The organism is Enterobacter sp. I4 (genome assembly GCF_022669095.1).
In the GTDB taxonomy this organism is placed as follows: Bacteria; Pseudomonadota; Gammaproteobacteria; order Enterobacterales; family Enterobacteriaceae; genus Enterobacter; species Enterobacter pasteurii.
In genome coordinates this window covers 1,297,625-1,322,901 of sequence record NZ_JALBUO010000002.1, presented here as the reverse complement: position 1 = coordinate 1,322,901, position 25,277 = coordinate 1,297,625, and the positions used below count along the sequence as shown (strand labels likewise).

The 25,277-nt window shown below is 53.3% G+C and carries 24 protein-coding genes, 1 tRNA gene and 1 pseudogene; 17 read left to right on the top strand and 9 right to left on the bottom strand.

Features of this window, described 5'->3' with window-relative positions:
- The first annotated feature begins 168 nt into the window (after positions 1–168).
- Positions 169–1,560 (top strand): xanthine/proton symporter XanP, encoded by a 1,392-nt coding sequence (xanP, locus tag MOQ06_RS18620; protein WP_148420438.1) that lies wholly within the window; start codon positions 169–171, stop codon positions 1,558–1,560.
- 119 nt (positions 1,561–1,679) lie between these two features.
- Positions 1,680–3,383: an AsmA family protein gene (locus tag MOQ06_RS18615; RefSeq protein WP_242174364.1), complete on the top strand. Its 1,704-nt coding sequence runs from the start codon at positions 1,680–1,682 to the stop codon at positions 3,381–3,383.
- Between the two features lie 61 nt (positions 3,384–3,444).
- Here MOQ06_RS18615 and yicI read toward each other — a convergent pair whose 3' ends face one another.
- The gene (gene yicI, locus MOQ06_RS18610; protein WP_242174362.1) at positions 3,445–5,763 is read right to left on the bottom strand and encodes an alpha-xylosidase; all 2,319 of its coding nucleotides are present in this window, start codon (positions 5,761–5,763) and stop codon (positions 3,445–3,447) included.
- A gap of 12 nt (positions 5,764–5,775) precedes the next feature.
- Positions 5,776–7,167 (bottom strand): glycoside-pentoside-hexuronide family transporter, encoded by a 1,392-nt coding sequence (locus MOQ06_RS18605; protein WP_242174359.1) that lies wholly within the window; start codon positions 7,165–7,167, stop codon positions 5,776–5,778.
- A 288-nt stretch (positions 7,168–7,455) separates the two neighbouring features.
- Here MOQ06_RS18605 and MOQ06_RS18600 point away from each other — a divergent pair.
- A tRNA-Sec gene (locus MOQ06_RS18600) sits at positions 7,456–7,550 on the top strand.
- Positions 7,551–7,554: 4 nt separating this feature from the next.
- Here the strand turns inward: MOQ06_RS18600 and MOQ06_RS18595 are convergent.
- Both MOQ06_RS18595 and MOQ06_RS18590 read right to left on the bottom strand, forming a co-directional pair.
- Complete coding sequence (locus MOQ06_RS18595; RefSeq protein WP_242174356.1) at positions 7,555–9,390, bottom strand: P-loop NTPase fold protein; 1,836 nt, start codon at positions 9,388–9,390, stop codon at positions 7,555–7,557.
- A gap of 14 nt (positions 9,391–9,404) precedes the next feature.
- Positions 9,405–9,593, bottom strand: a complete 189-nt coding sequence (locus MOQ06_RS18590) for a toxin-antitoxin system HicB family antitoxin (protein WP_075550043.1) — start codon at positions 9,591–9,593, stop codon at positions 9,405–9,407.
- A gap of 136 nt (positions 9,594–9,729) precedes the next feature.
- On the opposite strand from MOQ06_RS18590, the gene MOQ06_RS18585 reads away from it, so the two are divergent.
- The 5 genes and pseudogenes from MOQ06_RS18585 to MOQ06_RS18565 all read left to right on the top strand — a co-directional run bounded on the left by MOQ06_RS18585 (position 9,730) and on the right by MOQ06_RS18565 (position 12,179).
- Entirely contained in the window at positions 9,730–10,071 is a 342-nt protein-coding gene (locus MOQ06_RS18585; RefSeq protein WP_242174353.1) for a SymE family type I addiction module toxin, read from the top strand.
- 63 nt (positions 10,072–10,134) lie between these two features.
- Positions 10,135–10,437, top strand: a pseudogene (locus tag MOQ06_RS18580) (hydroxyacid dehydrogenase); the annotation flags it as partial.
- Positions 10,438–10,734: 297 nt separating this feature from the next.
- A complete protein-coding gene (gene tssD, locus MOQ06_RS18575) occupies positions 10,735–11,220 on the top strand; it encodes a type VI secretion system tube protein TssD (protein WP_242174351.1) in 486 nt (161 codons plus the stop codon).
- 9 nt (positions 11,221–11,229) lie between these two features.
- Positions 11,230–11,595 (top strand): tlde1 domain-containing protein, encoded by a 366-nt coding sequence (locus MOQ06_RS18570; protein ID WP_008500111.1) that lies wholly within the window; start codon positions 11,230–11,232, stop codon positions 11,593–11,595.
- Positions 11,592–12,179, top strand: a complete 588-nt coding sequence (locus MOQ06_RS18565; RefSeq protein ID WP_242174349.1) for a hypothetical protein — start codon at positions 11,592–11,594, stop codon at positions 12,177–12,179. The genes MOQ06_RS18570 and MOQ06_RS18565 overlap by 4 nt, the downstream gene beginning before the upstream one ends.
- A 38-nt stretch (positions 12,180–12,217) precedes the next feature.
- On the opposite strand, the gene MOQ06_RS18560 is transcribed toward MOQ06_RS18565, so the two are convergent.
- From MOQ06_RS18560 to MOQ06_RS18545, 4 genes are all read right to left on the bottom strand, one after another.
- The gene (locus MOQ06_RS18560; protein WP_242174348.1) at positions 12,218–12,655 is read right to left on the bottom strand and encodes a GNAT family N-acetyltransferase; all 438 of its coding nucleotides are present in this window, start codon (positions 12,653–12,655) and stop codon (positions 12,218–12,220) included.
- A 290-nt stretch (positions 12,656–12,945) separates the two neighbouring features.
- Positions 12,946–13,716 (bottom strand): helix-turn-helix domain-containing protein, encoded by a 771-nt coding sequence (locus MOQ06_RS18555; protein WP_242174346.1) that lies wholly within the window; start codon positions 13,714–13,716, stop codon positions 12,946–12,948.
- 352 nt (positions 13,717–14,068) lie between these two features.
- A complete protein-coding gene (locus MOQ06_RS18550; RefSeq protein ID WP_242174344.1) occupies positions 14,069–14,548 on the bottom strand; it encodes a hypothetical protein in 480 nt (159 codons plus the stop codon).
- Between the two features lies 1 nt (position 14,549).
- Positions 14,550–15,353: a winged helix-turn-helix domain-containing protein gene (locus MOQ06_RS18545; protein ID WP_242174342.1), complete on the bottom strand. Its 804-nt coding sequence runs from the start codon at positions 15,351–15,353 to the stop codon at positions 14,550–14,552.
- 835 nt (positions 15,354–16,188) lie between these two features.
- Between MOQ06_RS18545 and MOQ06_RS18540 the strand changes: the two genes are divergently transcribed.
- The 6 genes from MOQ06_RS18540 to MOQ06_RS18515 are packed head-to-tail and all read left to right on the top strand — an operon-like array spanning position 16,189 to position 22,228.
- Positions 16,189–16,791, top strand: coding sequence for a LuxR C-terminal-related transcriptional regulator (locus tag MOQ06_RS18540; RefSeq protein ID WP_148420428.1), 603 nt, complete (start codon positions 16,189–16,191; stop codon positions 16,789–16,791).
- A gap of 53 nt (positions 16,792–16,844) precedes the next feature.
- On the top strand, positions 16,845–17,429 hold the full coding sequence (locus MOQ06_RS18535) for a fimbrial protein (RefSeq protein ID WP_242174340.1): 585 nt from the start codon (positions 16,845–16,847) through the stop codon (positions 17,427–17,429).
- 53 nt (positions 17,430–17,482) lie between these two features.
- Positions 17,483–18,160, top strand: a complete 678-nt coding sequence (locus tag MOQ06_RS18530) for a fimbria/pilus periplasmic chaperone (protein ID WP_242174338.1) — start codon at positions 17,483–17,485, stop codon at positions 18,158–18,160.
- Between the two features lie 23 nt (positions 18,161–18,183).
- Positions 18,184–20,709, top strand: a complete 2,526-nt coding sequence (locus MOQ06_RS18525; RefSeq protein ID WP_242174336.1) for a fimbria/pilus outer membrane usher protein — start codon at positions 18,184–18,186, stop codon at positions 20,707–20,709.
- Positions 20,700–21,218: a fimbrial protein gene (locus MOQ06_RS18520; RefSeq protein ID WP_242174335.1), complete on the top strand. Its 519-nt coding sequence runs from the start codon at positions 20,700–20,702 to the stop codon at positions 21,216–21,218. Before MOQ06_RS18525 ends, MOQ06_RS18520 begins: the two co-directional genes overlap by 10 nt.
- Entirely contained in the window at positions 21,218–22,228 is a 1,011-nt protein-coding gene (locus MOQ06_RS18515) for a fimbrial protein (protein WP_242174332.1), read from the top strand. The genes MOQ06_RS18520 and MOQ06_RS18515 overlap by 1 nt, the downstream gene beginning before the upstream one ends.
- Before the next feature lie 2 nt (positions 22,229–22,230).
- Here the strand turns inward: MOQ06_RS18515 and MOQ06_RS18510 are convergent, their stop codons facing one another.
- The gene (locus MOQ06_RS18510; RefSeq protein ID WP_242174330.1) at positions 22,231–22,755 is read right to left on the bottom strand and encodes a lipocalin family protein; all 525 of its coding nucleotides are present in this window, start codon (positions 22,753–22,755) and stop codon (positions 22,231–22,233) included.
- A gap of 117 nt (positions 22,756–22,872) precedes the next feature.
- Between MOQ06_RS18510 and MOQ06_RS18505 the strand changes: the two genes are divergently transcribed.
- From MOQ06_RS18505 to MOQ06_RS18495, 3 genes are all read left to right on the top strand, one after another.
- A complete protein-coding gene (locus MOQ06_RS18505; protein WP_148420421.1) occupies positions 22,873–23,598 on the top strand; it encodes a MerR family transcriptional regulator in 726 nt (241 codons plus the stop codon).
- 101 nt (positions 23,599–23,699) lie between these two features.
- On the top strand, positions 23,700–24,110 hold the full coding sequence (gene uraH, locus MOQ06_RS18500) for a hydroxyisourate hydrolase (RefSeq protein WP_148420420.1): 411 nt from the start codon (positions 23,700–23,702) through the stop codon (positions 24,108–24,110).
- Between the two features lie 102 nt (positions 24,111–24,212).
- Positions 24,213–25,172: a DUF523 and DUF1722 domain-containing protein gene (locus tag MOQ06_RS18495; RefSeq protein ID WP_176609087.1), complete on the top strand. Its 960-nt coding sequence runs from the start codon at positions 24,213–24,215 to the stop codon at positions 25,170–25,172.
- Positions 25,173–25,277 lie beyond the last annotated feature (105 nt).

The following is a 25,277-nucleotide window of genomic DNA, read 5'->3' as shown; positions in this document are numbered from 1 at the left end:
TATGCTCGTCATGAGCCACCGGCGCGAAAAGTGTAATTTTTTTTCCCTCTGCGTTGTAGAAAACCTGCTCACACCGGCAGATTTTCTCTCTTTTTTTTGCTGGCAATCGTTTGCTTTTACCAGGTGGTCAGATAAAATGCCCGCTTTTCCACCGTGGGATTGCCGCCGATGTCTGTTAATACTCTGGAGTCTTCTGATGCGCAACCGATTGCGCAGAAGCAAAACAGCGAACTGATTTACCGCCTTGAAGATCGTCCCCCGCTGCCACAAACCCTGTTTGCCGCCTGCCAGCACCTGCTGGCGATGTTCGTTGCGGTCATCACGCCTGCTCTGCTGATTTGTCAGGCGCTGGGATTACCGGCACAGGATACGCAACATATCATCAGTATGTCTCTGTTCGCTTCCGGCGTGGCCTCCATTATTCAAATTAAAGCATGGGGTCCGGTGGGTTCGGGTTTATTGTCGATTCAGGGCACCAGCTTCAACTTCGTGGCGCCGCTGATCATGGGCGGTACGGCACTGAAAACCGGCGGCGCAGATGTCCCGACGATGATGGCAGCGCTGTTCGGCACCCTGATGCTGGCAAGCTGCACAGAGATGATTATTTCCCGCGTGCTGCACCTGGCGCGCCGCGTGATCACCCCGCTGGTCTCCGGCGTGGTGGTGATGATTATCGGCCTGTCGCTGATTCAGGTGGGCCTGACCTCCATCGGAGGCGGCTACGCGGCAATGAGCGACCATACCTTTGGCGCCCCGAAAAACCTGCTGCTGGCTGGCGTCGTGCTGGCGATCATTATTCTGCTTAACCGCCAGCGTAACCCTTACCTGCGCGTTGCGTCGCTGGTGATCGCCATGGCGGCCGGTTACCTGCTCGCATGGGCGCTGGGTATGTTGCCTGAAAACACCGCGCCAGCGAACGCGGCGCTGATAACCGTCCCTACCCCGCTCTATTACGGCCTGGGCATTGACTGGAGCCTGCTGCTGCCGCTGATGCTGGTCTTTATGATCACCTCGCTGGAGACCATTGGCGATATCACTGCCACCTCCGACGTTTCCGAGCAGCCGGTGTCTGGCCCGCTGTATATGAAACGCCTGAAAGGCGGCGTGCTGGCAAACGGCCTGAACTCCTTCGTCTCTGCGGTGTTCAACACCTTCCCGAACTCCTGCTTCGGCCAGAACAACGGCGTGATCCAGCTGACCGGCGTCGCCAGCCGCTACGTTGGCTTCGTGGTGGCGCTGATGCTGGTCGTTCTCGGCCTGTTCCCGGCGGTGAGCGGATTCGTGCAGCACATCCCTGAGCCGGTCCTGGGTGGCGCGACGCTGGTCATGTTTGGCACCATCGCCGCCTCCGGCGTGCGTATCGTTTCACGCGAGCCGCTGAACCGCCGCGCAATCATGATTATCGCGCTGTCTCTCGCCGTGGGTCTTGGCGTGTCCCAGCAGCCAATGATTCTGCAGTTTGCCCCGGACTGGGTGAAGAACCTGCTCTCCTCCGGCATTGCCGCGGGCGGCATCACGGCTATCGTGCTGAACCTCGTATTCCCGCCTGAAAAGAACTGATCCTCCTCACGGCAGGCTGTCAATGCCTGCCGTGACATCTCTTTACACCATTCCCGCCTTGAGCATTGCGCATAAATCGTGCATAACTCCTCTATATGCGTTTCGCGGGAGGGAAGACCATGAAATTTATTGGAAAGCTGCTCATCTATCTTCTGGTAGCCCTGCTTATTGTAGTGCTCGCCTTCTATTTTCTGCTCCAGACCCGCTGGGGCGCGTCGCAGGCTAGTAGCTGGATCACGGTGAATACCGATTACGAGCTCAGCTTCGACCAGATGGATCACCGGTTTTCATCCCCTTCCCACATCCTTCTGGAAAACGTCACCTTCGGACGCGATGGCCAACCGGCCACGCTGGTCGCCAAAACGGTGGACATTGGCTTAAGCAGCCGTCAAATCACCGACCCGCTGCATATGGACACCATCACCCTGTCTGATGGCACGCTGAATTTATCGCCGCAGACTGCACCGCTGCCGTTCCAGGCCGACCGTCTGCAGCTCAACAACATGGCCTTTAACAGCCCGAATACGGCGTGGGATCTGAGTGCGCAAAAGGTCACCGGCGGCGTCAGCCCGTGGCAGCCAGAGGCGGGGAACGTGCTGGGGAAAAAGGCGCAAATCCAGATGAGCGCCGGCTCGCTCACCCTCAACGGCATACCGGCCAACAACGTGCTGATCCAGGGGCAACTCAACGGTAATGAGGTGGCGCTGAACACTATCGGTGCCGATATGGCGCGCGGCTCGCTTACGGGCTCGGCCCTGCGTAACGCCGACGGCAGCTGGGTAATTAATACCCTGCGTCTGAACGAGATCCGCCTGCAAAGCGATAAACCGCTGCTGGATTTCTTCGCACCTCTCGCCACGCTGCCTTCGTTACGGATCGGGCGGCTGGACGTGACCGATGCCCGCCTGCAGGGGCCTGACTGGGCGGTGACCGACCTGGATTTGAGCCTGCGCAACCTGACGCTGAGCAAAGGCGACTGGCAAAGCCAGGAGGGTCGCTTATCCATGAATGCCAGCGAATTTATCTACGGCTCGCTGCACCTGTACGACCCGATTATGAATGCGGAATTCTCTCCGCAGGGTATGGCGCTGCGCCAGTTCACCTCCCGCTGGGAAGGCGGTATGGTGCGCACGTCCGGTAACTGGCTGCGCGAGGGTAAAGCCCTGGTGCTGGATGATGTCGCCGTTGCCGGGCTGGAGTATACGCTTCCGGAAAACTGGAAAACGTTGTGGATGGATCCGCTGCCGGCGTGGCTGAACAGCGTGACGCTGAAAAAATTCGGCCTGAGCCGCAATCTGGTGATCGACATCGATCCTGCTTTCCCGTGGCAGATCACCTCCCTCGACGGTTACGGCGCTAACCTGCAGCTGGCGAAAGACCGTAAGTGGGGCGTATGGGGCGGCAGTGCGACCCTGAACGGCGCGGCGGCAACCTTTAACCGCGTCGATGTGCGCCGCCCGTCGCTCGCGCTGAACGCCAACGCCGCGACGGTGAATATTACTGACCTGAGCGCGTTTACCGAGAAAGGGATCCTGGAGGCGACCGCCACGGTTTCACAGCTGCCGCAGCGGCAGACCACCGTTAGCCTGAACGGGCGCGGCGTGCCGCTCAGCGTGTTGCAGCAGTGGGGCTGGCCAGCCCTGCCGATTGCGGGTGACGGCAATATTCAGATGACCGCCAGCGGTAGCGTGCAGGCGAATGCGCCCTTGAAGCCAACGGTGAACGGCAAGCTGAGCGCGGTGAATATGGATAAACAGCAGGTGCAGCAGACGATGACGGGTGGTGTGGTATCGACACTACCCTCACCCCAGCCCTCTCCCTGAAAGGGAGAGGGAGCAAACCATTCCCTCGCCCCTTTGGGGAGAGGGTTAGGGTGAGGGGGAATTAAAGGTGCACCATCACCTCATCCCCCTCCGGTTTCACCACCACGCCCCACTCGCTGCCCGCGTGCGTTCCGCCCTTCACGCCGCCTACCTTATGCACGTTGCGCAAGCATACCGACCAGTTCCGCGCTTCACCCGCACCGGTAAGGGTCACGGTGTCGCCCTGGCGTGACGCCTTCAGCGTAAATACCACCGAACCGTCCGCCGCAGGCACTTCGCTTACCGCCGTTGCGCCATCGCTCAGGTTAAACAGCTGGAAGGCCGTCCCCTCGTTCCACGCGTAGTCCGGTTTCTGGCTATTGTTGCCCAGCGCCAGCAGCGTGTTGTCGCGCACATACACCGGCAGGCTCTGGAAATCGTGCTGCTGCTTATGCCAGCGGCTGCCCTCAACGTCGTCGTTATGCCACAGGTGCGTCCAGCGGCCTTCCGGCAGATAGAACTGCACGTCGCCCGCCTCGGAGAACACCGGCGCCACCATCACGGAATCCCCCATCATGTACTGCCGGTCAAGGTAATCGCACGCCGGATCGTCCGGGAACTCCAGCATCATCGCGCGCAGCATCGGCGTACCGCACTCGCGAGCCAGCGCCGCCTGACGGTACAGGTAAGGCATCATCCGGCATTTCAGCTGCGTGAAGTAGCGCACCACGTCGCAGGACTCGTCATCGTACGCCCACGGCACCCGGTAGGATTTGCTGCCGTGCAGGCGGCTGTGGCTGGAGAGCAGCCCGAACGCGCACCAGCGTTTGTAGACGTGCGCCGGGGCGGTGTTTTCGAATCCGCCGATATCGTGACTCCAGAACCCGAAGCCGGACAGGCCAATCGACAGCCCGCCGCGCAGGCTTTCCGCCATGGATTCGTAGTTGGCGTAGCAGTCCCCACCCCAGTGCACCGGGAACTGCTGCGCGCCGACGGAGGCAGAACGGGCAAACAGCACCGCCTCCTCTTCGCCCACCGTCTCTTTCAGCACGTTCCACACCAGTTCGTTGTAGATGTAGGCGTAATGGTTATGCATTTTCTGCGGATCGGACCCGTCGAACCACCGGACATCCGTCGGGATCCGCTCGCCAAAGTCGGTTTTGAAGCAGTCAACGCCGATATCCACCAGGCCTTTCAGCTTATCGGCATACCACCGGCGCGCTTCCGGGTTGGTGAAGTCGTAAATCGCGAGCCCAGGCTGCCATTTGTCCCACTGCCACAGGGAGCCGTCCGGCCGCTTAAGCAGGTAGCCCTTCGCTTTCAGCTCCTGAAATACCGGCGATTTCTGGCCGATATACGGGTTAATCCACACGCAGACCTTCAGCCCTTTCTCCTTCAGGCGGCGGATCATCCCTTCCGGGTCCGGGAAGGTCACCGGGTCCCACTCGAAGTCGCACCACTGGAAGGCCTTCATCCAGAAGCAGTCGAAGTGGAAAACGTGCAGCGGCAGGTCGCGCTCGGCCATGCCGTCGATGAAGCTGTTTACCGTCGCTTCGTCGTAGTTGGTGGTGAACGAGGTGGTCAGCCACAGGCCGAACGACCACGCCGGCGGCAGCGCCGGACGCCCGGTGAACTGCGTATAGCGGTTCAGCACCTCTTTCGGCGTGGGACCGTCGATCACGAAATACTCAAGATATTCCCCTTCCACGCTGAACTGCACTTTGGATACTTTCTCCGAGCCGATTTCAAACGAGACGTTTTCCGGATGGTTCACCAGCACGCCGTAGCCGCGGTTGGTCAGGTAGAACGGGATATTTTTGTAGGACTGCTCGGTGCTGGTGCCGCCGTCGCGGTTCCAGGTATCTACCGTCTGGCCGTTGCGCACCAGCGCGGTAAAGCGTTCGCCCAGGCCGTAAACCGTTTCCCCCACGCCCAGATCCAGACGTTCAAACACGTAATTGCGATCGGTATTGGTATCCTGCACGTAACCGTTGTTTTTCAGCTGGCTGCCGGTCATGCGCTGGCCGTTGCGCAGGAAATCCAGCGCCCAGAACTCGCCTTTGGTAACGCGCACGCTGACGCTGCCGCTTTTCAGCTCGGCAAAGTCGGCGTTGTTTTCAATCTCTACCTCTACGTCCTTCAGCACGTTGAGCGGATAGTGCGGGCCGTTGTTCAGCGCGCCCTGGAAGTGCTCGATGCGCACCCCGACAATGCCTTCCTGCGGAGCAAACAGGCGCACCGTGAACATCAACGTGTCGAGCTGCCAGGTGCGTTCGCGCACGTCACGCGGGGCGACATACGCCACCAGGTCATTGCCCTGCCGCTCTACGTCGAACACCTGAACCGGATACGTCACGTTCAGCCCCGGTTGAATAAGCCAGTTTCCATCACTGATTTTCATGCTTTCGTCCTCTTAGTTCTGTAATTCTTTGCCGGTCGGCAGGTTTTCAAACTCCTGCTGATTGCGGCGCGCACCGTGTGCCAGCTCGCTCAGGATTTTGGTCAGGAAGGGGGTTTTCAGCGTGTAGTAGCGTTTGGCGATAATGGCGCTCAGCACGTAGCAGATCGCCGGCGCCAGCGTAAACAGGCCGATAATGATGCTGATGGTCGTGCTGTTCTGCGTACTGGCTGCCGCGTCGTAGCCGCCGCCGGCCAGCATCCAGCCGATTGTCGCGCCGCCCAGCGCGAGGCCGAGCTTCAGCACGAACAGCGTGCCCGCAAAGCTGATGCCGGTCAGGCGTTTGCCGTTGGTCCATTCGCCGTAGTCGACGGTATCGGACATCATCACCCACTGAATCGGCGTCACCAGCTGGTGCAGCACGCCGATGACGAAGATAAAAGCGAACATCAGCACCGTGGCATGCATCGGCACGAAGAACATCGCGACGCTGACCACGGCCAGCGCGGCGTTGGTCCACCAGAAGATGCTGACCTTGCACTTCCAGTCGGTGAGCGGTTTCGCCAGCGCGGAGCCGATCAGGTTGCCGACGCAGTAGGTGGTGAGGAACGCGACGAACACCTCCGGCGAGCCCATTATCCAGGTACAGTAGTACATCATCGCCCCGCCGCGCACGCAGACGGCGAGAATGTTGAGGATGGTCAGCATGCCGACGATGCGCCACTGGTCGTTGTGCCAGATGTCGCGCAGGTCTTCACGCATGGAGGTGGTGCTCGGCGGCACCTGGATGCGCTCTTTGGTGGTGAAGAAGCAGAACGCCAGCATCAGGAACGCGACCACCGACAGCACGGCGATCCCGCCCTGGAAGCCGAACGCTTTATCGTCTCCGCCGATCAGATTTACCAGCGGCATCATCAGCACCGTGGAGAGCATGCCGCCCGCCGTCGCCAGCACAAAGCGCCAGGATTGCAGGGAGATGCGCTGCGTCGGGTCGTTGGTGATCACCCCGCCCAGCGCGCAGTAAGGGATATTGACCACGGTGTAGAGCAGGGTCAGCAGCGTGTAGGTAATGGCGGCGTAAACCATTTTGCCGTTGAGGCTGAGGTCCGGCGTGGTGTAGGCCAGCACGCAGACGATGCCGAACGGGATAGCGCCGAACAAAATCCACGGGCGGAACTTGCCCCAGCGGCTGCGGGTGCGGTCGGCAATCAGCCCCATGCAGGGGTCGGAGATTGCGTCCAGCGCACGCGCCAGCAGGAACATGGTGCCGACAAACCCGGCGGGAATGCCGAAAATATCGGTGTAAAAAAACATCATGTACAGCATGACGTTATCAAAAATGATATGGCTGGCGGCGTCTCCCATGCCGTAGCCAATCTTCTCTTTTACTGACAATACTTCGCTCATCTTCTTATCCTTCACGCTGTAGGGGGCGCTGAGACCGGTTGCATTGGTTTTAAACCATTGTTTCAGATGCGAGTATTGCGTTTTCTGGTTAGCAGATTACGTTTCTTGTTTTTTGTGATCGGGATAAAAGTTGATGAGCACGAAATGCTAACCTGAGGATTTTCTTAAGAATTAACTGAAACAGGGGGATTCAGGTCAAAAGAGAGGTGAAAAAAGTGGTGTGGGGTATGTGGTAAATGTCTGAAAGTAGCTATAATGCGCCCCGCCTCCATGTAGCAATCGAGGCGCGGAAGATCGTCATCTCCGGTGAGGTGGCTGGACTTCAAATCCAGTTGGGGACGCCAGCGTTCCCGGGCAGGTTCGACTCCTGTGATCTTCCGCCAAAATCTAATTATTTCTTGTGAAAGAAATCTCACCTTTTATTAATTCAAAGTAGTATTTTAAGTTTTTTGCTAGTTGAGTTTTATGAGGTTCCAGAGCTTTATTAGCAATCTGATAAGTTAACTTTTCAACTTTCTCAAGCCAACTATACTCGCTTTCTAAATGCTTGTTATATTTGTCTCTAGTATATCGAGCAAGCAAAGCAGACATTAGTTTATTATTACACTTCCAGTCATCAATAATAATATAAGAAAAATATCCGGGTGGTATCAAGTGTAAGAAAGCTACTCCACCATAGTTGCCATCATCTATACCATATTCATATAAAGATGAATATTTATTAGTGCTTAAAGAAAAAGAATGTAACAGATCTGGATATGTCTTTTTTAGTGAATCATTTAAACGATAATGAACAGCCCCCTTCAGATAGCATCTAATCTCTTTGAAAGTATTTTTTTCCGACGAAATAAAGCCTAAGCCATAAACTGAACTATAATTATCGCTAAAAAAAGAAATCTTCGGCAGAAGCAATTTTCGTTTTTTTATCTCATCAATATAGTTATAGAAAAAAGCCTTAATATCTTCACCTGAAGTTAAACTAATGTCATTATTTTCTTCCAAACTTAATACTATGCCAACAACATGCATAATTACTTCTGGCTCAATAATTTCACATTTTTCAAGTTGTTTTTTAAGACCTTTCTGCGCGAATAAAAATCTTGTTCTAGTAAGATCACTCCAACTCCATAACTCTCTCCAGAATTGGCGAGCATTATCGTTAATAAATAATGGATGCTGCGATAAATAACATTTTATGTTATTAATATCAATTACTCCACTCGAATACAAGAAAGCAATTGTTTTGTATGGGATAACTGGATCAAACCAATCCAATGATTTATATTTATCAATAGTGTTAATAACCCCATTTGTTTTTGTTTTAGATAACGCATGAATTAAAGAGTTTGTTGGTAAGTCAATGACTTCCTCATATGTTATACGCCCTGATCTAATTTCTATTCCTAGAGCTAACATTGAGGACAACAATTTATCAGCAGCAATAGTTGAAGTTTGGAAATAATCACAAAAAAGTGAAATTAACCTTTCATAATCATCAAATATAGCCCTTACACTTCTAAAATTTACACTGCCGGACATTTTTATAATATCGTTTATTAAATCTTTGTTCTTTTTAATATAACTACGTGCTAATTCATTATTGATTTGTTGACTAAAAACCTCTATCACTTGTTCAATAGAAGGAGTTAATGATAACGTCTTTCCTACAACCTTTTCTTTAATTATTACATATTGTTCTTTTTGCTCATTTGTGAAATCATTTTCACTTGCTATAATTATAACCTTGCATGCTTTATGTTCCACAAAGGAATTTATATAGCCCAATACACTTTGAATTGGAATCAAACATCTTTCTAGATCATCAAATATTAAAATTCTTTTATCTACATTTAAAATGAAGTCTTTTATTATATATTTTGCATCTGTGTCTTTTGTAACATCAGTTCCTGCAACAGCATTTATTACTCTAGAAATAAAAAATCCTATTGCCTTAAATACTTTTGAAGATAATTTTGGATGTACTTGAAAGAATAATCGCTCTGTTATTTCTGCGTTGGTGATTAATCCATTCAAGCTAATGTAAAGGGGATTGGATTTATATTTGCTATTAACTAAAACACAATTTTTAATGAAGTGAGTTTTTCCACTACCCCATGGTCCAACAAGTTGTACAGCATAGTCTGTATTATTTTTTTCAGAAAGATAATAATTTAAATAATTTATAACATTGTCATTTAATTCTTCATTTTCATTGAATGCCATACATAGTATCTCGTTTAATATGGGGTTTTCCCAAGCCTAGCTATTTCTTTACGCCCTAGGCTTTTCAACCAATTACCCAAACTCATTCCGTCAGCTTTCGCAGCTTCTTCAAACTGTGCCTTCAACTCCGGCGTAATGCGAATCTGAAAAGTTGGTGCTTTTCCGGATTTAGATTTGTTAGGGTCGCGTTTAGCTGTTGACATGTACGTACCTACTAGAGCAAGATAACCTCATTGAGGTACGTACCTTAGCATACAAAAACCTCAAATTGAAACGCCCTCGTCGGGTACTCGCAATACCGGACGAGAGCTAACCTCACCAACTATCAAGGAGTTGATTATGGCTGACTCTCATTCTACCCCAGACACAGACCAATCCGGAACCGAGCGTTCGTTAATTGTGGGATACCGCCCGAATGTTTTCGACAAATCCACGCCAAAAATCATCCTTTCCGGCAAGTGGCTACGCGCCGCAGGTTTTGATACCGGACAGCAGGTCACGATAAAAGTCATGAAAGGATGCATCGTTCTGGTGGCGTATAACGAGCAGGAGCAGAGGTTGCAGGACGATTATAAACGTACGAAGGCAAAGCTTATTGAGATAGAGGATGCGCTTGCAGCGATCCAAATTCCGCATGCTGGAAAGCGCCTCGCAAAATCAAATACAAACCAACTGGCTTAGCGGCTGTTTCTGGCATACTACGAGATTACAGGCATCAACCTTATGAAGCGGAGGCAGCATGGCATGACATATGAAGAATTAATCAATTCACCAGCCGGTGAGTTCGTCATGTTTGCCAGCAAGGATGGAAAAGTTCGCATTGAATGCCGCTTCGAAAGCGATACTTTGTGGCTCTCGCAGGCCACGATCTGTGAGTTATACGGCAAAGCCAAAGCAACGATCAGCGGGCATATCAAGAATGTTTTTGATGAGGGCGAGCTGGTCGAAAATTCAGTTGTTCGGTTTTACCGGACAACTGCCAGCGATGGTAAAGTCTATAACGTTCAATATTTTATCCTGCCCGTCATTCTCACCATCGGCTATCGTCGGCTTATTAAAATGGGATAAGCAGGCTAAGCGATAATTCCAGAACATGTTCGTTATTTAATGATATTCATCATTTTGATACTTGATACATTTTTTAGTCATTATTGTTCTTACAACGGAAGAACAACTATAAATCAACCTTATGCTTTTTAATATCAATTCACACCACATATATCTCGCGACGATAGCTTTCTTTTTAAGCAGGAAAATTTTTCAGTATTCCCATTTTGAAATGTAAGTCACAAATTCAGATATTAATGAAGAGTAGTTTCCTTCAGTCTATAAAAGGAGATTGAGATGGCAATACCTGTTTACTTATGGCTTGAGGATGATTCAGGCCGGAGAATTGAAGGATCTGTCGACGTAAAAGATCGCGAAGGTTCAATAGAAGTGATTGAATTTATGCACTCTGTTGAACAACCTATCGATAAGTTTTCCGGGAAAATAACAGCAAAACGCATCTGTAGTACCTATGCATTCATGAAAGAGATTGATTCATCATCCTCTTATCTCTACAACGCCTTGACCACTGGACAAACGCTAAAAAAAGCAGAATTTTTATTCTACAGGATCAACTATAACGGGCTAGAGGAGGCCTACTTTAAGACTACATTAGAAAATGCAAGAGTAGTTCAAATTGAACCTATCATGTTTGATATTAAACACCCAAAAAATGAACGCTATACACACCATGAATATGTTGATCTGACATACGAAAAAATAACGTGGCACTATATTGATGGAAACATCATTCATACTGACACATGGAAAGAACGCGCTTAAGGAGAAAGTATGTCCTGGGAATATGATGTAAAAGAGCATAAATTTTACCTGGATGGTGTATATCAGTTTGATGCGGATTATGCAGGAGCAAGTGGTTACAAAAACGATCCTTCGCAAGAATGTGTAAAAAACAGCGGTCCCCTTCCCAGGGGAACCTACACAATCGGTTCACCCCATAATTCAGCGCACACTGGAAAATATACTCTCAGCCTTACGCCTTACTCGACAAATGATATGTGCGGCAGGGATGCATTTAAGATTCATGGTAAAAGCAGTTTGCATCCTGATGATTCTTCAGAGGGCTGCATCATTGCTCCTCTAAGTGCCAGGAGGAGTATCTGGAAAAGCAACGATACGGTACTGATTGTCAAATGAAGCGTTTATTTTGTTTATTGCCATTACTCGTCGCAGTCAACACACATGCCTTAGCAGCTGAAATGACCGGCTTTGCTACCCAGTACTACGACGAAGGCGGAACGCTGGCAGAAATTTCAACAACAATGTCCCTCTCCCCCACCATTACCATCGGTAAGACAACCGTTCAGATGGAGGTAACCCATCTGGAAGATATCTCCAGCACTGCAGTTCAGAAAGGCAATTCCGCACGCTGGGTCTGCCTTCATGACGACGATGGAACGAATTACTGGTTCATTTCTGATAGCGAAATGGGTGCAGGATTGCTAACTGCGCTAGCTATAGCCCAGGATGGCATCCATAGCGAGTGTGCGAAAACAACGGAGCCTATCAAAGTCTCAGTCGCTCATCTTCAATTGTTAAATGCGACGTATGAGAACTTAGTCGAATTGTTCGGCAAGAAAGAGATCGCCAAAAACAACGCGATGCTTTTTTATCAGGAGACGCCAGTACAGAATGGATTCACCCAGAGTAATACTGTCTCTTATTACTTCGATGGCGAAAAAGTGCGTGGCGTAATCATCGGGCAAATTACCAGTAACTAGCTTGCAGGCTCCCTCTTCGCAGGTAGAGGGAGTGAAGGCTATTCACCCAACCGCATATGCAGCAGCGGAAACGGATTCCCCTGCCCATCAACCTCCGAGCGCCCGACCTGCTCAAACCCCATATGGCGATAAAATGCCACGCCCTGCGGGTTCTGCTCATTCACATCTACTTCGTTTACGCCAAACTCTGCGATGGCGTATTGCAACAGCAATTTCCCAATGCCCTTTCCCCGGCTTGCATCATCAACAAACAGCATTTCAATACGATTTTCATCCACGCCTAAAAAACCGTGAATAACGCCTGCGTCATCGCGGGCCATCACGACTGTGAGGTTTGGCAGATACGCGTTCAGCAATAGCGGGCGCAGCGCCGCAATATCGCTTTCCTGTAAAAAGAGATGGGTGGCGCGAACGGAGGATTCCCAGATCGCGACCAGACGTTCGTAGTGTGTGGTTTGTGCGGTTTCTATTTTCATGGGGGGATCATTATAGAGCGCTGGGATGAAATCAAGTCTCCAGGAGCATACTGGCATTTAACTGATGTTAACTCTTCCAGGACGTCTGAAAGTCGAGAGCGCTTCATGAACGGAGGAACAGTAAATATTGTTGCGGCTTGTTCCCCCTCACCCTCAAGGGAGAGGGAACTGGACGCGCTACGCTTTTATCTCATTCAAGCGGCATGCTCGCCCAGCTCTACCAATGTGATAACGGAAGTCTATCCAGGCAAGCCAGAAATAACCTACGAAGAAAGCGCGAAACCGGGGCATTAGCTCTGCGACGTGCGCCATACGCCAGGCGTACAGCCGTACTCTGTCTGGAAATGGCGAATAAAGTGCGCACAGTCGCTGAACCCCATCCGTTCTGCAATCTCGGTAACGCTTTGCTGTGAATTTTTAAGCAGCCAGCAGGCATACCGTAGCCTGGCGCTACGGATAAACTCACGGGTCGTTTTACCAAACTCGGCGTTAAATAGGCGGTTGAGCTGGCGCTCGCTTAAGGCCACTTCGCTGGCCAGCCCGGCGGTGGTCAGGGGCCGGGTCAGAAACTGTTCAATTAGCATGACGGCGCGACGCAGCCGCGAGTCCGGTATCAGGGCAATGTTCGCCGGGCGGGGCGTGGCCATTTCATGCGGAACGAGCGACAAACGCTGACAGGTGGTGCTGGCGAGCTCTTTTCCGGCATGCGCGCGGATGAGCTCCGTGGCAAGCGTAAGGGTCGAAATGCCGCCCGGGCAGGTCAGCACGTCGCCATCATCAATGAAATCAAACCCCTGCTCGGCATATACCTGTGGGAAAGACTGTCGGAATGTGTCCAGATGAAAAGGATGTATCGAGGCTCTTCGTTCGTTGAGCAACCCCTCCTGCGCCAGCACAAAACTGCCGGTGCCAATGCCAATGAGCGGCACTCCGGCATGGTGGGCATGCGCCAGATACGCTTTATCCCCCCGATAGCCTAAGTCCAGATACTGTAGTTCACCGCCAATCACCGCAATATAATTAAATCGTTCGGGTGGTGCATGGGGGGAGTCAGGCCTCATGATTATCCCCGCATTGCTGGGGATGGGGATGTCGGGAAATTCGCTTATCAAACTGATTCTGAATGCTATTTTATCCTGCGCTTTCTCGGCATAACGCAGCGCCTCCAGCAATCCCGAAACTGCCAGGAGTGAATAGCGAGGCCACAGTATCAACCCAATATGAAGCGGCTTTCCCGGCGCTGATTTTCCGCTGCCGGCTGGATCAAATATGTTTTTCATTTACTTGCCAAATTTAAAATTAATTACATTATCGCAACACAATATGTCGCATTTTATATTCTTAAGATAATTCTATAATTTTAAATTAAGCATAAATGAGTGTGGGAGAATTTATAGTCTTTTTTTACGGCTATCATTCTTTTTTTGAACCCCGACACACATATGTCGGCAATGTTCCTAAGGTAAAGATATAGTTACCGTTATGTTGTTCATTGATACGCATATAAATACTTTTCCCCGGATAGACGAAAAATTGCGGTAAATATTCTTCCAGCCAGCTATCTTCGACATTATCATCCGGGAAAATCATATTCTTATCTGACGTCAGCAAATAGAGGTGATCCTTTCGCTCCACCTGAAATGAAATTTTCCGATCGATAATTTTATTCGGATCGTTCTGCGACCGGGCGTTCATGCTCAGGGTGCCGAATTTGCCGTCGAAGGTATAGTTCAGCCAGACCCCTAACGTCTCATCCGGATGGTGCTGAAACAGGTTCGCCTGGCATGTAAAAGGGTGGACGTAGGATCGGTGCCACAGGTAATAGCCCGTCATTACCCCCATCGTAACGAGGCAGGTCGCGAGGATGTACAGCATCTGCTTAAAACGAGTCATGCTAGCTGTCCTTAAGAAAATAATCAGATATACAGCGGTTGGGTTCCTTCATAGGCCGATCGCAGCGAATAACGGAAGCGCGGGGAAGCAGCGCGTACCAGCTGATATAAACCCACGGGTACTGCGCGCAGTCAGCCTTAAAGGGTTCCACGTAAGCCAGCGCAGAGGCGCGCTCGTTCTGAGTCTGAATATCGTTAGCCAGATAGACGCGACAGGCCCCGATGGAGGCCGCAAAATGGTAATCCTCAACGAAGCGGTTTTCCGTTGCGCTCATGTAGCCCGTCACGCCTGCACCGGCCAGTATGATAAGCAGCATTCCCAGAACCACAGCCGCCCAGCGGGTAGGCTTCACAGAGACGGGGGCTGCTGGCTCCGCAGCCTCCAGAGAAGGCGCTGACGGTTCCTCGGGCTCGAGTACCTCAGAACACTTTTCATCTGCTGCCGGAGCCGCGCCGGGCAAAGGTTCTCTGATGGCGATCTGCGTATCGCTTGCCAGCGTCAACCCAATACGGGGGATCGTGACGATAGGATCGGTTTCAAAACCAATCTTTTTTAACCCTTTGCGCAGAATTGAAATGTTCTGGTAATAGGTATTGGGAGAGACGAGCATGCCACGGCTTTGCCAGACGATATCAAGGAATTCCTGTTGAGTAACAATCGACCCCGCTCTGTCGATTAATAACAGCAGGCACCGGCCTGCTGGCGAATTTAACACGACCACACGGTCAGGATTGTTGATATCACGTAACGTGCTGGCCGCAGGATGAAATTCGACGATATTATTAATTATGTAATGCTTATGCATAGGGGCTGTATGAATTCTCCGGTTAACGCATAGTGAACCTGAATCACCGTATGACTGAGAAGACAACCTCGTCGTGTTTAATGTGAACGATAAACAGCAGGCTGTATATCTCAGCAATTGGCGAAAAATCTTAATTCATATTACCCTCCTGCAGCTTCACTGAACCTGCATAAGAACGCAGCCCTTGCACGATGCGGCTTACGGGGTTGAGACATAAGCCATGACCCTGTTTTCTGAACTTTTATGAAGCGACATTTCGCCTCCCGAATTATCCTGAATCAGTAAATTACTCGTTAATCATGATCCCTCCTCCTGAACCGTTCCAGACACCCTTGACATTGACAAAAACATACACAAAAAAAGATTGTACGCCGCGGACAAGCATGTCCAAAATATTCAGAAACGTGAAACCTCATCTTTTCTTAACCTCTTAACTATCAACCATTTTGCGCTTATCCGCCTATATTTTGTGCATCAATGCATCAGTTTTTACCGATGATAACGCTCGTAAATTGTTATGCCCCGTCAGTAACTTCACACCCGCACTGACACCAGCAGACAAAACCCTTACAAAACATTTATCAAAGCTAAATTTTCATGAAAAACAGCGGTTATCATAATTTACAGAAAGCAAAGCGGAATTAGGCCAATCAGAGGAAACGTCGTAACCGGCCTCGATCGTAGCAATTAATACAAATTTAGATTAATTCAGATTACCTCTTTATTGGCCGTCGTATAGTAGGCCTACACTATGCAATGCGTCATTGCTTCGAGAATACTGGCGATAACACGGTAAATAATTCGCCTGATTACTATTATAAATCGAGGGAATAATATGACGAATACAACCCAGACAACACAGCATATTACTATTGCCTTGATGGGTGGCGATCGTTATGCAAGAAACGGTATTAAAACGCTATTAAGAAGCATTAATAACGATCTTCAAATCAATATCATTGAAGGGGGTTATGAGCAGCTTGATAACGTGCTGTCGTTGACGCGCCTCGATATCTTATTTATATCCGGCGCAGAGAAATACCATACGGGATATGGCTCGCTGAAATATTTAAAAAAAATTAAGGCCATGCATCCCGACGTAATTATCTGCCTGTATTCAACGTCTGCCCATTCGCTGTTATGGGTCCGGGAAAATATTGATGCCTATATCTCGCTACAAAACACGGTTTATCAGTGGCGAAGCAAGTTAGCAAAGATGGTGGATAAACATTATCGACCGCAAAAGCAGCCAGCGGCGTTATCGCTGACGCCAGGAGAAAGGAGGGTATTAAAGGAACTCAGGAACGGACTGGATATACGTTACATCGCAGAACTGGAGAAACTTTCATATCGCCGGGTGAGCGCCTTAAAAAGCTCAGCGATACGAAAACTCGGGCTCAGGAATAAGACAGATTTGCTGGTCTTTTTAACCAGTTAGACCTGCCGCTTTCAGAGCAAATCTCGTAATAAAAAAAATGAAGGAATAGTGAAATGAAAGCACGTATGACAAGCACTTCTCTGCTGGCATTAACCATCGCCGCCCTGCTGCCAGCAGGCTCTGCACTTGCCGCCACCACCAGCGGCGGCACGGTTAACTTTAGCGGGAAAGTGGTGACCTCTGCCTGTGCCATCAGCGCCGGTAGCGCCAATATTGACGTCGACATGGGTGAAGTGCGTACCGCAACGCTTGCTGCGGCAGGCAGCGAAGCCAGTACCGCGAAGGCCTTCTCCATCACGCTGGAAGACTGTGAAATCGCCGATACCTCAGCCTCCACGCCAGAAAACCCGATTGCCGCAACGACCGTGGCCGTCACCTTTACCGGTACGCCGGACACTACGGATACCAATAGCCTGGCGGCAGGGATAAACGGCGGTGCCGGGTCGGCGCAGCATGTCGCTATTCGACTTTACGACGAACAGGGCAACGTGGTGAGGCTGGGTGAGCCCGCGGCCGCGATCCCGCTGCGTAAAGGAGAAAACACCCTGAACTTCAGCGCGAAGTATTACTCCCCGCAGGGCGGAGCCACGGCGGGTGATGCCAGCGCTGTCGCCACCTACACCGTTACCTATTCGTGACCTTCAGGCCCGGCCTGCTGGCCGGGCCTGACTCAGCTTTCAGGAGACGCACTATGCGCGTAAACACATGGATTTGCCTGGCTGGAACGTTATGTTCAACCGCCGCGTATGCCGGCGGCGTGGGATTAGGCGCAACGCGACTGGTCTACTCCGGCGCGGCAGCGCAGACAATGCTGCAGGTGAGAAATACCCATCCTGACGCCACGTTCCTGATCCAGTCGTGGATGGAGGACGAAAAAGGCAGCCGTACCCGCGATTTCGTCATCACGCCTCCGCTGTACGTCATGAAGCCCGCCAGCGAAAGCGCGGTGAAAATTATGTTCAACGGCAACGCCCTGCCTGCCGATCGCGAAACGCTTTACTGGATGACGGTTAAAGCTATCCCACAGCAGGTAAAAAACGGCTCCGGCAACTCGCTGCAATTTGCGTCGGCCAACCGCATCAAGGTTTTTTATCGCCCGGAAGGGCTGGCTGAAGGCGTTGGTGATGGCTGGAAAAAGCTGGCCGGTGCGTATCGCGCGGGGAAGGTCACGCTTACCAACCCGACGCCGTACTACCTCACCACCATTAACGTGAAAATCGACGGCAGGCCGGTGAAGCCCGTCATGGTGCCGCCGAAGGCCAGCGTGACGCTGGCGGAAACCTTCAGCCACGCGAGCAGCATGAGCTATCAGACCATTAACGATTATGGGGCATGGACGCCTGCGACCCGCACCACGTTATCCCAATAATAAAAACAGTAAGGCGTGACCACATGAAAACAAAAATCCTGTGCGCCACGGTAATCGCCCTGGTGATTCGGCAAGCCGCGGCTGCTGAAAGCGAGCTGCAGTTTAACCCCGCGTTTCTCAACGGCGAGAGCGCAAACGGCGCCGATCTCGCCTGGGTGAACGCCGGCAGCGCGCTGCCTCCGGGCGATTACAACCTCAACGTGTATATCAACACCCGGTACGCCTTCACAGGGAATGTCACGTTCCGCGCTGCTGAAAACAGATCGGGCGAAGCTCTGCCGTGCCTTACGCCAGAGCAGTTCGCCGCGCTTGGGATTGAAAGCCGTCAGGAAAAAGGGGATGCGCCTTTGCCTGCCCGGGGCTGCATTTTTGTCACCCGGTCAGTTGCCGATGCCCGGTTCGATTTTGACCAGAAGACCCTCACCCTCAGCTTCACCGTGCCGCAAAGCGCGATGCGCAACGTGCCGCGCGGGTACGTCAGCCCCGAGAGCTGGGAATCAGGAATCCCTGCCGCATGGCTGAACTACGTGGTCAACGGCGCGAATAATGAATACCGGGGCGAGACGCGCACCCGGGAACAGCAGCTGTTCGTCAGCCTCAACAGCGGCGCCAACCTTGGCGCATGGCGGCTGCGTGATTTCACCACGTGGACCAAAGAGGGTAACGAACTGACCCACGTGCAGACCTGGCTACAGCGGGATATCCGCGCCCTGCGCGCTCAGATCTATGCGGGGGAAACGTACACCTCGTCGCAGGTGTTCGACGCCGTTGGCCTGCGTGGGGTAGCCCTGAAGACCGATGACAATATGCTGCCCGCCAGCCTGAGCGGGTACGCCCCTGAAGTGCGCGGCATCGCGCGCAGCAACGCCACGGTGACGGTTCGCCAGAACGGCAACATCATCTATCAAACCTCCGTTCCGCCGGGGGCCTTTGTGCTGAAAGATCTCTATCCGACCTCTTCCGGCGGCGATCTCACGGTCACCATTCAGGAGAGCGACGGCAGCCAGACGCGGTACTCCCTGCCCTTTGCCAGCGTGCCAAATCTGGTGCGTAACGGTCAGGTGAAGTATGCCCTGGGAGCGGGGAATTACCGTCCGGTGGGCAATCAGATCTCGCCCTCCTTCGCCCAGGGCGAGCTGTTTTTGGGCTGGCGATATGGCCTCACGCTTTATGGCGGAGCGCAGTTTTCCGATCGCTATCGCGGCCTGGCCTTCGGTATTGGGCAGAACCTCGGCCGCTTTGGCGCGTACTCTCTCGATCTGACCCATGCCAGGAGCCAGCTTGCCGATAATCAGCGCTACACCGGCGATTCGGTACGCCTGCGGTACAGCAAGCTGCTGAACAATACCGGTACGCGGATCAACTTCTTTTCGCTGCGGTACTCAACGGAAGGGTTTTATACCCTCAGCGATACCGCGTGGAAGAGCATGGCGGGGGGAGCGCCGAAGCAGACCGTGGAAGCGGATGGCACCGTCACCACCCACTACGATTCGGTGTACAACCTGCATATGGCGCGTAAAGCCAAAAACCAGCTGCTGGTGTCGCAGCCGATGGGCGAGTACGGCTCGCTGTCGCTGTCATGGGATCAACAAACCTACTGGAACACGTCGAAAACCACGCAAAGTTTGCAGTTCGCGTGGAACGCTACGTTTCGTAACCTGTCGCTTGGCATCAGCGCTCAGCGAAGCTCGAGCCTGTACGACAGCAGGAAAGATAACCTCCTGGCGCTGTCCCTTTCGGTACCGCTGGGCAACCCGGCGCTGTCGACGCGTCTTCGCTTTACCGCCACCCATGCGGACCCGGCCGGCACTACCGCCAGTACAGGCGTGAGCGGATATCTGCCGGGGCAGGAGAACCTCTTTTATAGCGTCAACCAGCGCTACAGCGCGCAGCAGCACTACGGCGGCGATGCCGCGCTGCAGTATGAAGGCGCATGGGGAGACTATAACCTGGGCTACAGCTACGCCGGCGACTCCCGCAACCTCAGCTACGGAATGAGCGGCGGCGCGGTACTGCATGAAGATGGTCTGACGCTAAGCCAGCCGCTCGGGAACACCAATATTCTGGTGAAAGCGCCGGGAGCCGGCAACGTCACCGTGCTCAACCACAGGGGCATTAAAACCGACAGCCGGGGCTATGCGGTGATCCCCTACGCCACGCCGTACCGCGTCAATCAAGTTGCGCTGGATGTCACAACCGTTGGCAGCGACGTGGAGCTGGAGAACGCCATCGTCAACAAAACGCCGACCGACGGGGCGCTGGTTCGCGCCACCCTCACCACGCGTCAGGGGGCTAAAGCGATGCTGATCGTGCGTCATGCGAAGGACGTGCTCCCGTTCGGCGCGCTGGTCTCATCAGAGGATAACTACGCCAGCGGTATCGTCGGCGATGGCGGCAGCCTGTATCTGACCGGCCTGTCAGCAAAAGGAACCTTAAGCGCCGCGTGGGGACGCGGCAGCGGCCAGCGCTGCACCATTCACTACGCGCTGAACGCGCAGAATTATAACGCCCGCACCGGGCTTTATTCACAGGAGGTGGTATGTCAGTAACCGTCCGGTTTATTTATCTGGCCCTGCTGCTGCCGATCGCCGTTCCGGTGCGCGGCTATGACGTGCTGGTCTCCGTTACCGGCAGCGTCATCGGTAATACCTGCATCGTCGCGGAAGCGTCGAAGGAGCAAAACGTGCCGCTGGGCACTCCCGGCATCAAACAGTTCAGCGAGACGGGCGCGGTCAGCAACGTCAAAACGCCCTTCGCGCTCAGGCTTGAGGAGTGCGGGCCGACCTTTGCCGGAGTAAAAATTCGCTTCAGCGGCAGCCCGGATAGCGAGAACCCGCAGCTGTTGAAGATTGCCGACGGCGGCGCGACCGGCGTGGCGGTGCAGATCCTCGACCGCGACGGCGTACCGATCCCGCTGGACACGCAAACCCGCACCTACGGCGCGGCGGGCGATGAGAGCGTGAACATGACGTTTTATGCACGGCTGGTCGCGACCGGCGCCCCCGTAACGGTCGGCGACGTTTCCGCCGTGGCTACCTGGACTACGGAGTATCAATAATGCGTATTTTTCTGACGATCGGCTGGCTGCTGGCGTCGACCAGCGCGCTCGCAATGGAGTGGAAATCAGATATCGTGCTGTCGCCCCAGCCGATGACCTACAGCGGCCCGGCAGACTCCATCACGCCGGGTAAAATCATCGGCTCAACGTGGAGCGCCACGGCGAATGTCCAGGAGGTCTTCTGGTGTGGACTGGTGTTTACCTGCAATAAAGGCACGCTGGAGCCGGGAAGTAGCGCCATATCAAGCGGCATGACGGTTACCCTGGACGGGGTAAATTACACCATTTTTGAAACCGGCGTGCCCGGCGTGGGGTACATCATCGGGCTGAAGGACTTCAACGGTACCACCTGGGTACCGCTGCAAACCGGCGTCACCCAGAGCTATCCCGCAGACGGCACCAACGGCTATGCCACCTCTTTGGGCTGGTCGGCAAAAGTGACCTTTATCAAGACCGGTACCGCCCTGAAATCCGGCGTTTATCAGACCGGCACCCTCAACGCGGCGATCCTGACGGCTTACAACAACGAAGTGAAAACCGCGCAGGTGATCATCAACCCTACCACCATCACGGTGACGGCAAGCGGCTGCACGGTGGGGGCAAAAAGCGCCAACGTTGAGCTGGGCGCCATTGACGTCCATACCCTGCCCGTGGTTGGCAGCACCTCGCCGTCGGGGGAATTTACCGTCAGCCTGAGCTGCGATGAGAACGTGGCGGTTAACGCCGTCATGACCGATCAGACCACGCCGTCCAACACCTCATCGGTCGTGTCGTTGACCGGGGACTCCACGGCCTCCGGCATCGGGGTGCAGTTTTACTATAACGGCTCCGGGCCGCTGGCGATGGGGCCGGACAGCTCGGCCGCGGGCACGGTGGGGCAGTTTTATATCCAGACCACCGGTGCGGCACAAACGCTGTCGCTGCCGTTCCAGGCGCAGTATATCCGAACCGGAGAACTGGTCCCCGGCTCGGCTAACGCGCTGGCGAGCATCACCTTTTCGTATCAGTAGGCTTAGTGCTTAACCCACACCAGCTGATCGACCCGGAAGCCCAGACCGCGTGCGGTATTCAGGTAGTCCTGTTTTACCGCATCCGGGATGGTCGGGGTGCGCGATAAAATCCACAGGTAGTCGCGGTTCGGGCCGCTGACCAGCGCATACTGGTACTTATCGTCCAGCCTGATCACGTTATAGCCGCCGTAGAACGGGCCGAAGAACGATACCTTCAGCGCGGCCGTGGTCGGCTCGCCGGTAAAGTAAGCTTTACCTTCGCTCTCGTTCCACTTGTTCTTCACCGGATCGTAGCCGCGGTTAAGCACGCTGATGCCGCCGTCGCTGCGCTTGCCGTAAGTCGCAGTGACCTGTTCCAGACCGCGCTCGAAGCGGTTTTCCAGTCGGGCGACTTCATACCATTTGCCGAGATAGCGGCTGGCATCGAAGCCTGAGATGGGCTGCACGCCTTTCGGCGGCGTGGGAGATTTACAGGCAACCAGCGTCAGCGCAATGGCGACACCGGTAACAACAGGCCATAGCCTCATGAGAGCTCCTTTCTTTTACGCGGTTGGAAGTTAAGTGTAGTGCACCGGTGCGGTGCTTCATCTCATCATCAAATATTCGTAGTATATTGAGATTATTCCTTCTCTTCGGATGCAGACATGGCTTACTCCATCGGCGAATTCGCCAGACTCAGCGGCATCACCGCCACCACGCTGCGGGCGTGGCAGCGCCGCTATGGTTTACTCAAGCCAGAGCGCACGGACGGCGGCCATCGCCAGTACAGCGACGAGGACGTTCAGCAGGCGTTAAAAATCCTCGACTGGGTGAAAAAAGGCGTCCCCATCGGCCAGGTAAAATCGCTGCTGGAGCGCCCCGTCCCGCGTCGCGCCAATAACTGGCAAACCCTGCAACAGACCATGATGCAAAAATTGCAGGAGGGAAAAATCGAATCCCTGCGTCAGATGATTTACGACGCCGGACGCGAATACCCTCGGCCGGAGCTGGTGGCTAACGTGCTGCGTCCGTTGCGCAGCCAGATATCAGCCAACGTTGCCGCCGCCATGACCCTGCGCGAGATCCTCGACGGGATTATCATCGCCTACACCTCGTTTTGCCTTGAGGGCGACAAAAAAGCGCCGGGCGATAACGTTCTCATCAGCGGCTGGTACCTCAACGACCCGTGTGAAATCTGGCTCGAAGCGTTAACGCGCACCGGCCAGGGCCACCGCATCGACATCCTGCCGGTTCCCCCTGCCGCGCTGGCGCCGGAAATTTTCCCGGATCGCAAATGGCTGCTGGTTACCAGCGGCAAACTCACCGCCGCGCGGAAAAAACAGGTCGCGCAGTGGCAACAGCAGGTTTCCCTTGAGGTAATTATCCTCTGATTATTTTCTGCTGTGGCAAACTTCACGAAAAGTTGAATATTTTTCCGCGCAGCGAGTGCTAACGTTTTCCTGTCACCCATTACACACAACAGGAAAACGCGATGAAAAAAACACTCCCACTGCTAATGCTCTCTACCCTGGCCTTCGCCCCTGCCGCCTTCAGCGCCCCGGCAGGCACGCTCAGCGTGCACGTCCTTGACCAGCAAACCGGTATGCCGCCATCGGACGTTACCGTCACGCTTGAGAAGCAGCAGCAGGACAAGTGGACCCCGATTGCCAGCGGTAAAACCGACCACGACGGCCGTATCAAATCACTCTATCCGCAGGATCGGGATATGGAGCCAGGCGTGTATAAAGTGACCTTCAAAACCGCCGATTACTTCCACGGTAAAAAGCTGGAAACGTTCTTCCCGGAAGTTCCGGTTCTGTTCACCGTGACGCGTACTAACGAAAAGCTGCACATCCCGCTTCTGCTCAGCCAGTACGGTTACTCGACCTACAAGGGCAGCTAATTACCTTTGATTTTAAAGGCTATTAAAAAATAATTCCGCCAATACTTGGACAAATACGCATTGTTGTGTAACTTTTAGATATGAGATCGGGAGGTGCACACCATGACAACAAAACCTGTGCTGGGTATTAGCGGATGTTTGACCGGCTCCGCCGTTCGCTTTGACGGCGGGCATAAGCGTATGGGCTTTGTAATGGACGAGCTGGCCCAGTGGGTCACTTTCCGGCCCGTTTGCCCCGAGATGGCCATCGGTCTGCCTACGCCTCGTCCGGCGCTGCGCCTGATCATGACCACTAGCGGCGAGACAGAAATGCGTTTTAGCAAAGCGCCGCACGATGACGTTACGCAGAAAATGGCCGACTTCACGCGCGATTATCTGCCAAAAATCGGCGATTTGTCCGGTTTTATCGTCTGTGCAAAATCACCGAGCTGCGGCATGGAGCGCGTGCGGCTGTATGATGAAAACGGCAACCGGGGCCGCAAGGAGGGCGTCGGGCTGTTCACCGCCGCTCTCCTTGAATCCTGGCCGTGGCTGCCCGTGGAGGAGGATGGTCGACTGCACGATCCGGTGCTGCGGGAAAACTTTGTTGAGCGCGTCTTCGCCCTCCACGAGCTGAACGTGCTGCGTAAAAATGGCCTGACGCGCCGCGCGCTGCTGGACTTCCACAGCCGCTATAAGCTTCAGCTTCTGGCGCATCATCAGGCAGGCTACCGTGAAATTGGCCCGTTTGTGGCATCGCTGCACGAGTGGGACGATCTGGACGCGTTTTTCGTGGCGTATCGCGAAAAGCTGATGACGATCCTGAAAAAGCCCGCGTCGCGGAAAAATCACACTAACGTGCTGATGCACATTCAGGGCTATTTCCGTAACCAGCTGAACAGCCGCCAGCGCGGTGAGCTGCGTGACGTGATCCTGCACTACCGCGACGGACTGCTGCCGATCCTCGCGCCGCTGACGCTGCTGAAACATTATCTGGCCGAATACCCTGACCGGTATCTGATGACGCAAAACTACTTTGATCCCTATCCTGATGATTTGGGTCTGCGTCTGGCCGTAACCTGATAATAAAGAAGCGAAGGCCCCGTTGACCCACAGAGGCCCAAAGCCGTACCCCGTTTAGACGACACCTCATTGTCGTCTTTTTTTTGCACTCCGCGCAAAACACTG

Bases quoted from the DNA above. Each gene is read 5' to 3' on its own strand.
- MOQ06_RS18545 (WP_242174342.1), bottom strand. From the start codon at position 15,353: ATGCATAAGCATTACATAATTAATAATATCGTCGAATTTCATCCTGCG.
- xanP (WP_148420438.1), top strand. From the start codon at position 169: ATGTCTGTTAATACTCTGGAGTCTTCTGATGCGCAACCGATTGCGCAG.
- MOQ06_RS18565 (WP_242174349.1), top strand. From the start codon at position 11,592: ATGAAGCGTTTATTTTGTTTATTGCCATTACTCGTCGCAGTCAACACA.
- uraH (WP_148420420.1), top strand. From the start codon at position 23,700: ATGAAAAAAACACTCCCACTGCTAATGCTCTCTACCCTGGCCTTCGCC.
- MOQ06_RS18555 (WP_242174346.1), bottom strand. From the start codon at position 13,716: ATGAGGCCTGACTCCCCCCATGCACCACCCGAACGATTTAATTATATT.
- MOQ06_RS18615 (WP_242174364.1), top strand. From the start codon at position 1,680: ATGAAATTTATTGGAAAGCTGCTCATCTATCTTCTGGTAGCCCTGCTT.
- MOQ06_RS18535 (WP_242174340.1), top strand. From the start codon at position 16,845: ATGAAAGCACGTATGACAAGCACTTCTCTGCTGGCATTAACCATCGCC.
- MOQ06_RS18525 (WP_242174336.1), top strand. From the start codon at position 18,184: ATGAAAACAAAAATCCTGTGCGCCACGGTAATCGCCCTGGTGATTCGG.
- tssD (WP_242174351.1), top strand. From the start codon at position 10,735: ATGGCAATACCTGTTTACTTATGGCTTGAGGATGATTCAGGCCGGAGA.
- MOQ06_RS18595 (WP_242174356.1), bottom strand. From the start codon at position 9,390: ATGGCATTCAATGAAAATGAAGAATTAAATGACAATGTTATAAATTAT.
- MOQ06_RS18585 (WP_242174353.1), top strand. From the start codon at position 9,730: ATGGCTGACTCTCATTCTACCCCAGACACAGACCAATCCGGAACCGAG.
- MOQ06_RS18540 (WP_148420428.1), top strand. From the start codon at position 16,189: ATGACGAATACAACCCAGACAACACAGCATATTACTATTGCCTTGATG.
- MOQ06_RS18515 (WP_242174332.1), top strand. From the start codon at position 21,218: ATGCGTATTTTTCTGACGATCGGCTGGCTGCTGGCGTCGACCAGCGCG.
- MOQ06_RS18505 (WP_148420421.1), top strand. From the start codon at position 22,873: ATGGCTTACTCCATCGGCGAATTCGCCAGACTCAGCGGCATCACCGCC.
- MOQ06_RS18510 (WP_242174330.1), bottom strand. From the start codon at position 22,755: ATGAGGCTATGGCCTGTTGTTACCGGTGTCGCCATTGCGCTGACGCTG.
- MOQ06_RS18495 (WP_176609087.1), top strand. From the start codon at position 24,213: ATGACAACAAAACCTGTGCTGGGTATTAGCGGATGTTTGACCGGCTCC.
- MOQ06_RS18590 (WP_075550043.1), bottom strand. From the start codon at position 9,593: ATGTCAACAGCTAAACGCGACCCTAACAAATCTAAATCCGGAAAAGCA.
- yicI (WP_242174362.1), bottom strand. From the start codon at position 5,763: ATGAAAATCAGTGATGGAAACTGGCTTATTCAACCGGGGCTGAACGTG.
- MOQ06_RS18560 (WP_242174348.1), bottom strand. From the start codon at position 12,655: ATGAAAATAGAAACCGCACAAACCACACACTACGAACGTCTGGTCGCG.
- MOQ06_RS18520 (WP_242174335.1), top strand. From the start codon at position 20,700: ATGTCAGTAACCGTCCGGTTTATTTATCTGGCCCTGCTGCTGCCGATC.
- MOQ06_RS18605 (WP_242174359.1), bottom strand. From the start codon at position 7,167: ATGAGCGAAGTATTGTCAGTAAAAGAGAAGATTGGCTACGGCATGGGA.
- MOQ06_RS18550 (WP_242174344.1), bottom strand. From the start codon at position 14,548: ATGACTCGTTTTAAGCAGATGCTGTACATCCTCGCGACCTGCCTCGTT.
- MOQ06_RS18530 (WP_242174338.1), top strand. From the start codon at position 17,483: ATGCGCGTAAACACATGGATTTGCCTGGCTGGAACGTTATGTTCAACC.
- MOQ06_RS18570 (WP_008500111.1), top strand. From the start codon at position 11,230: ATGTCCTGGGAATATGATGTAAAAGAGCATAAATTTTACCTGGATGGT.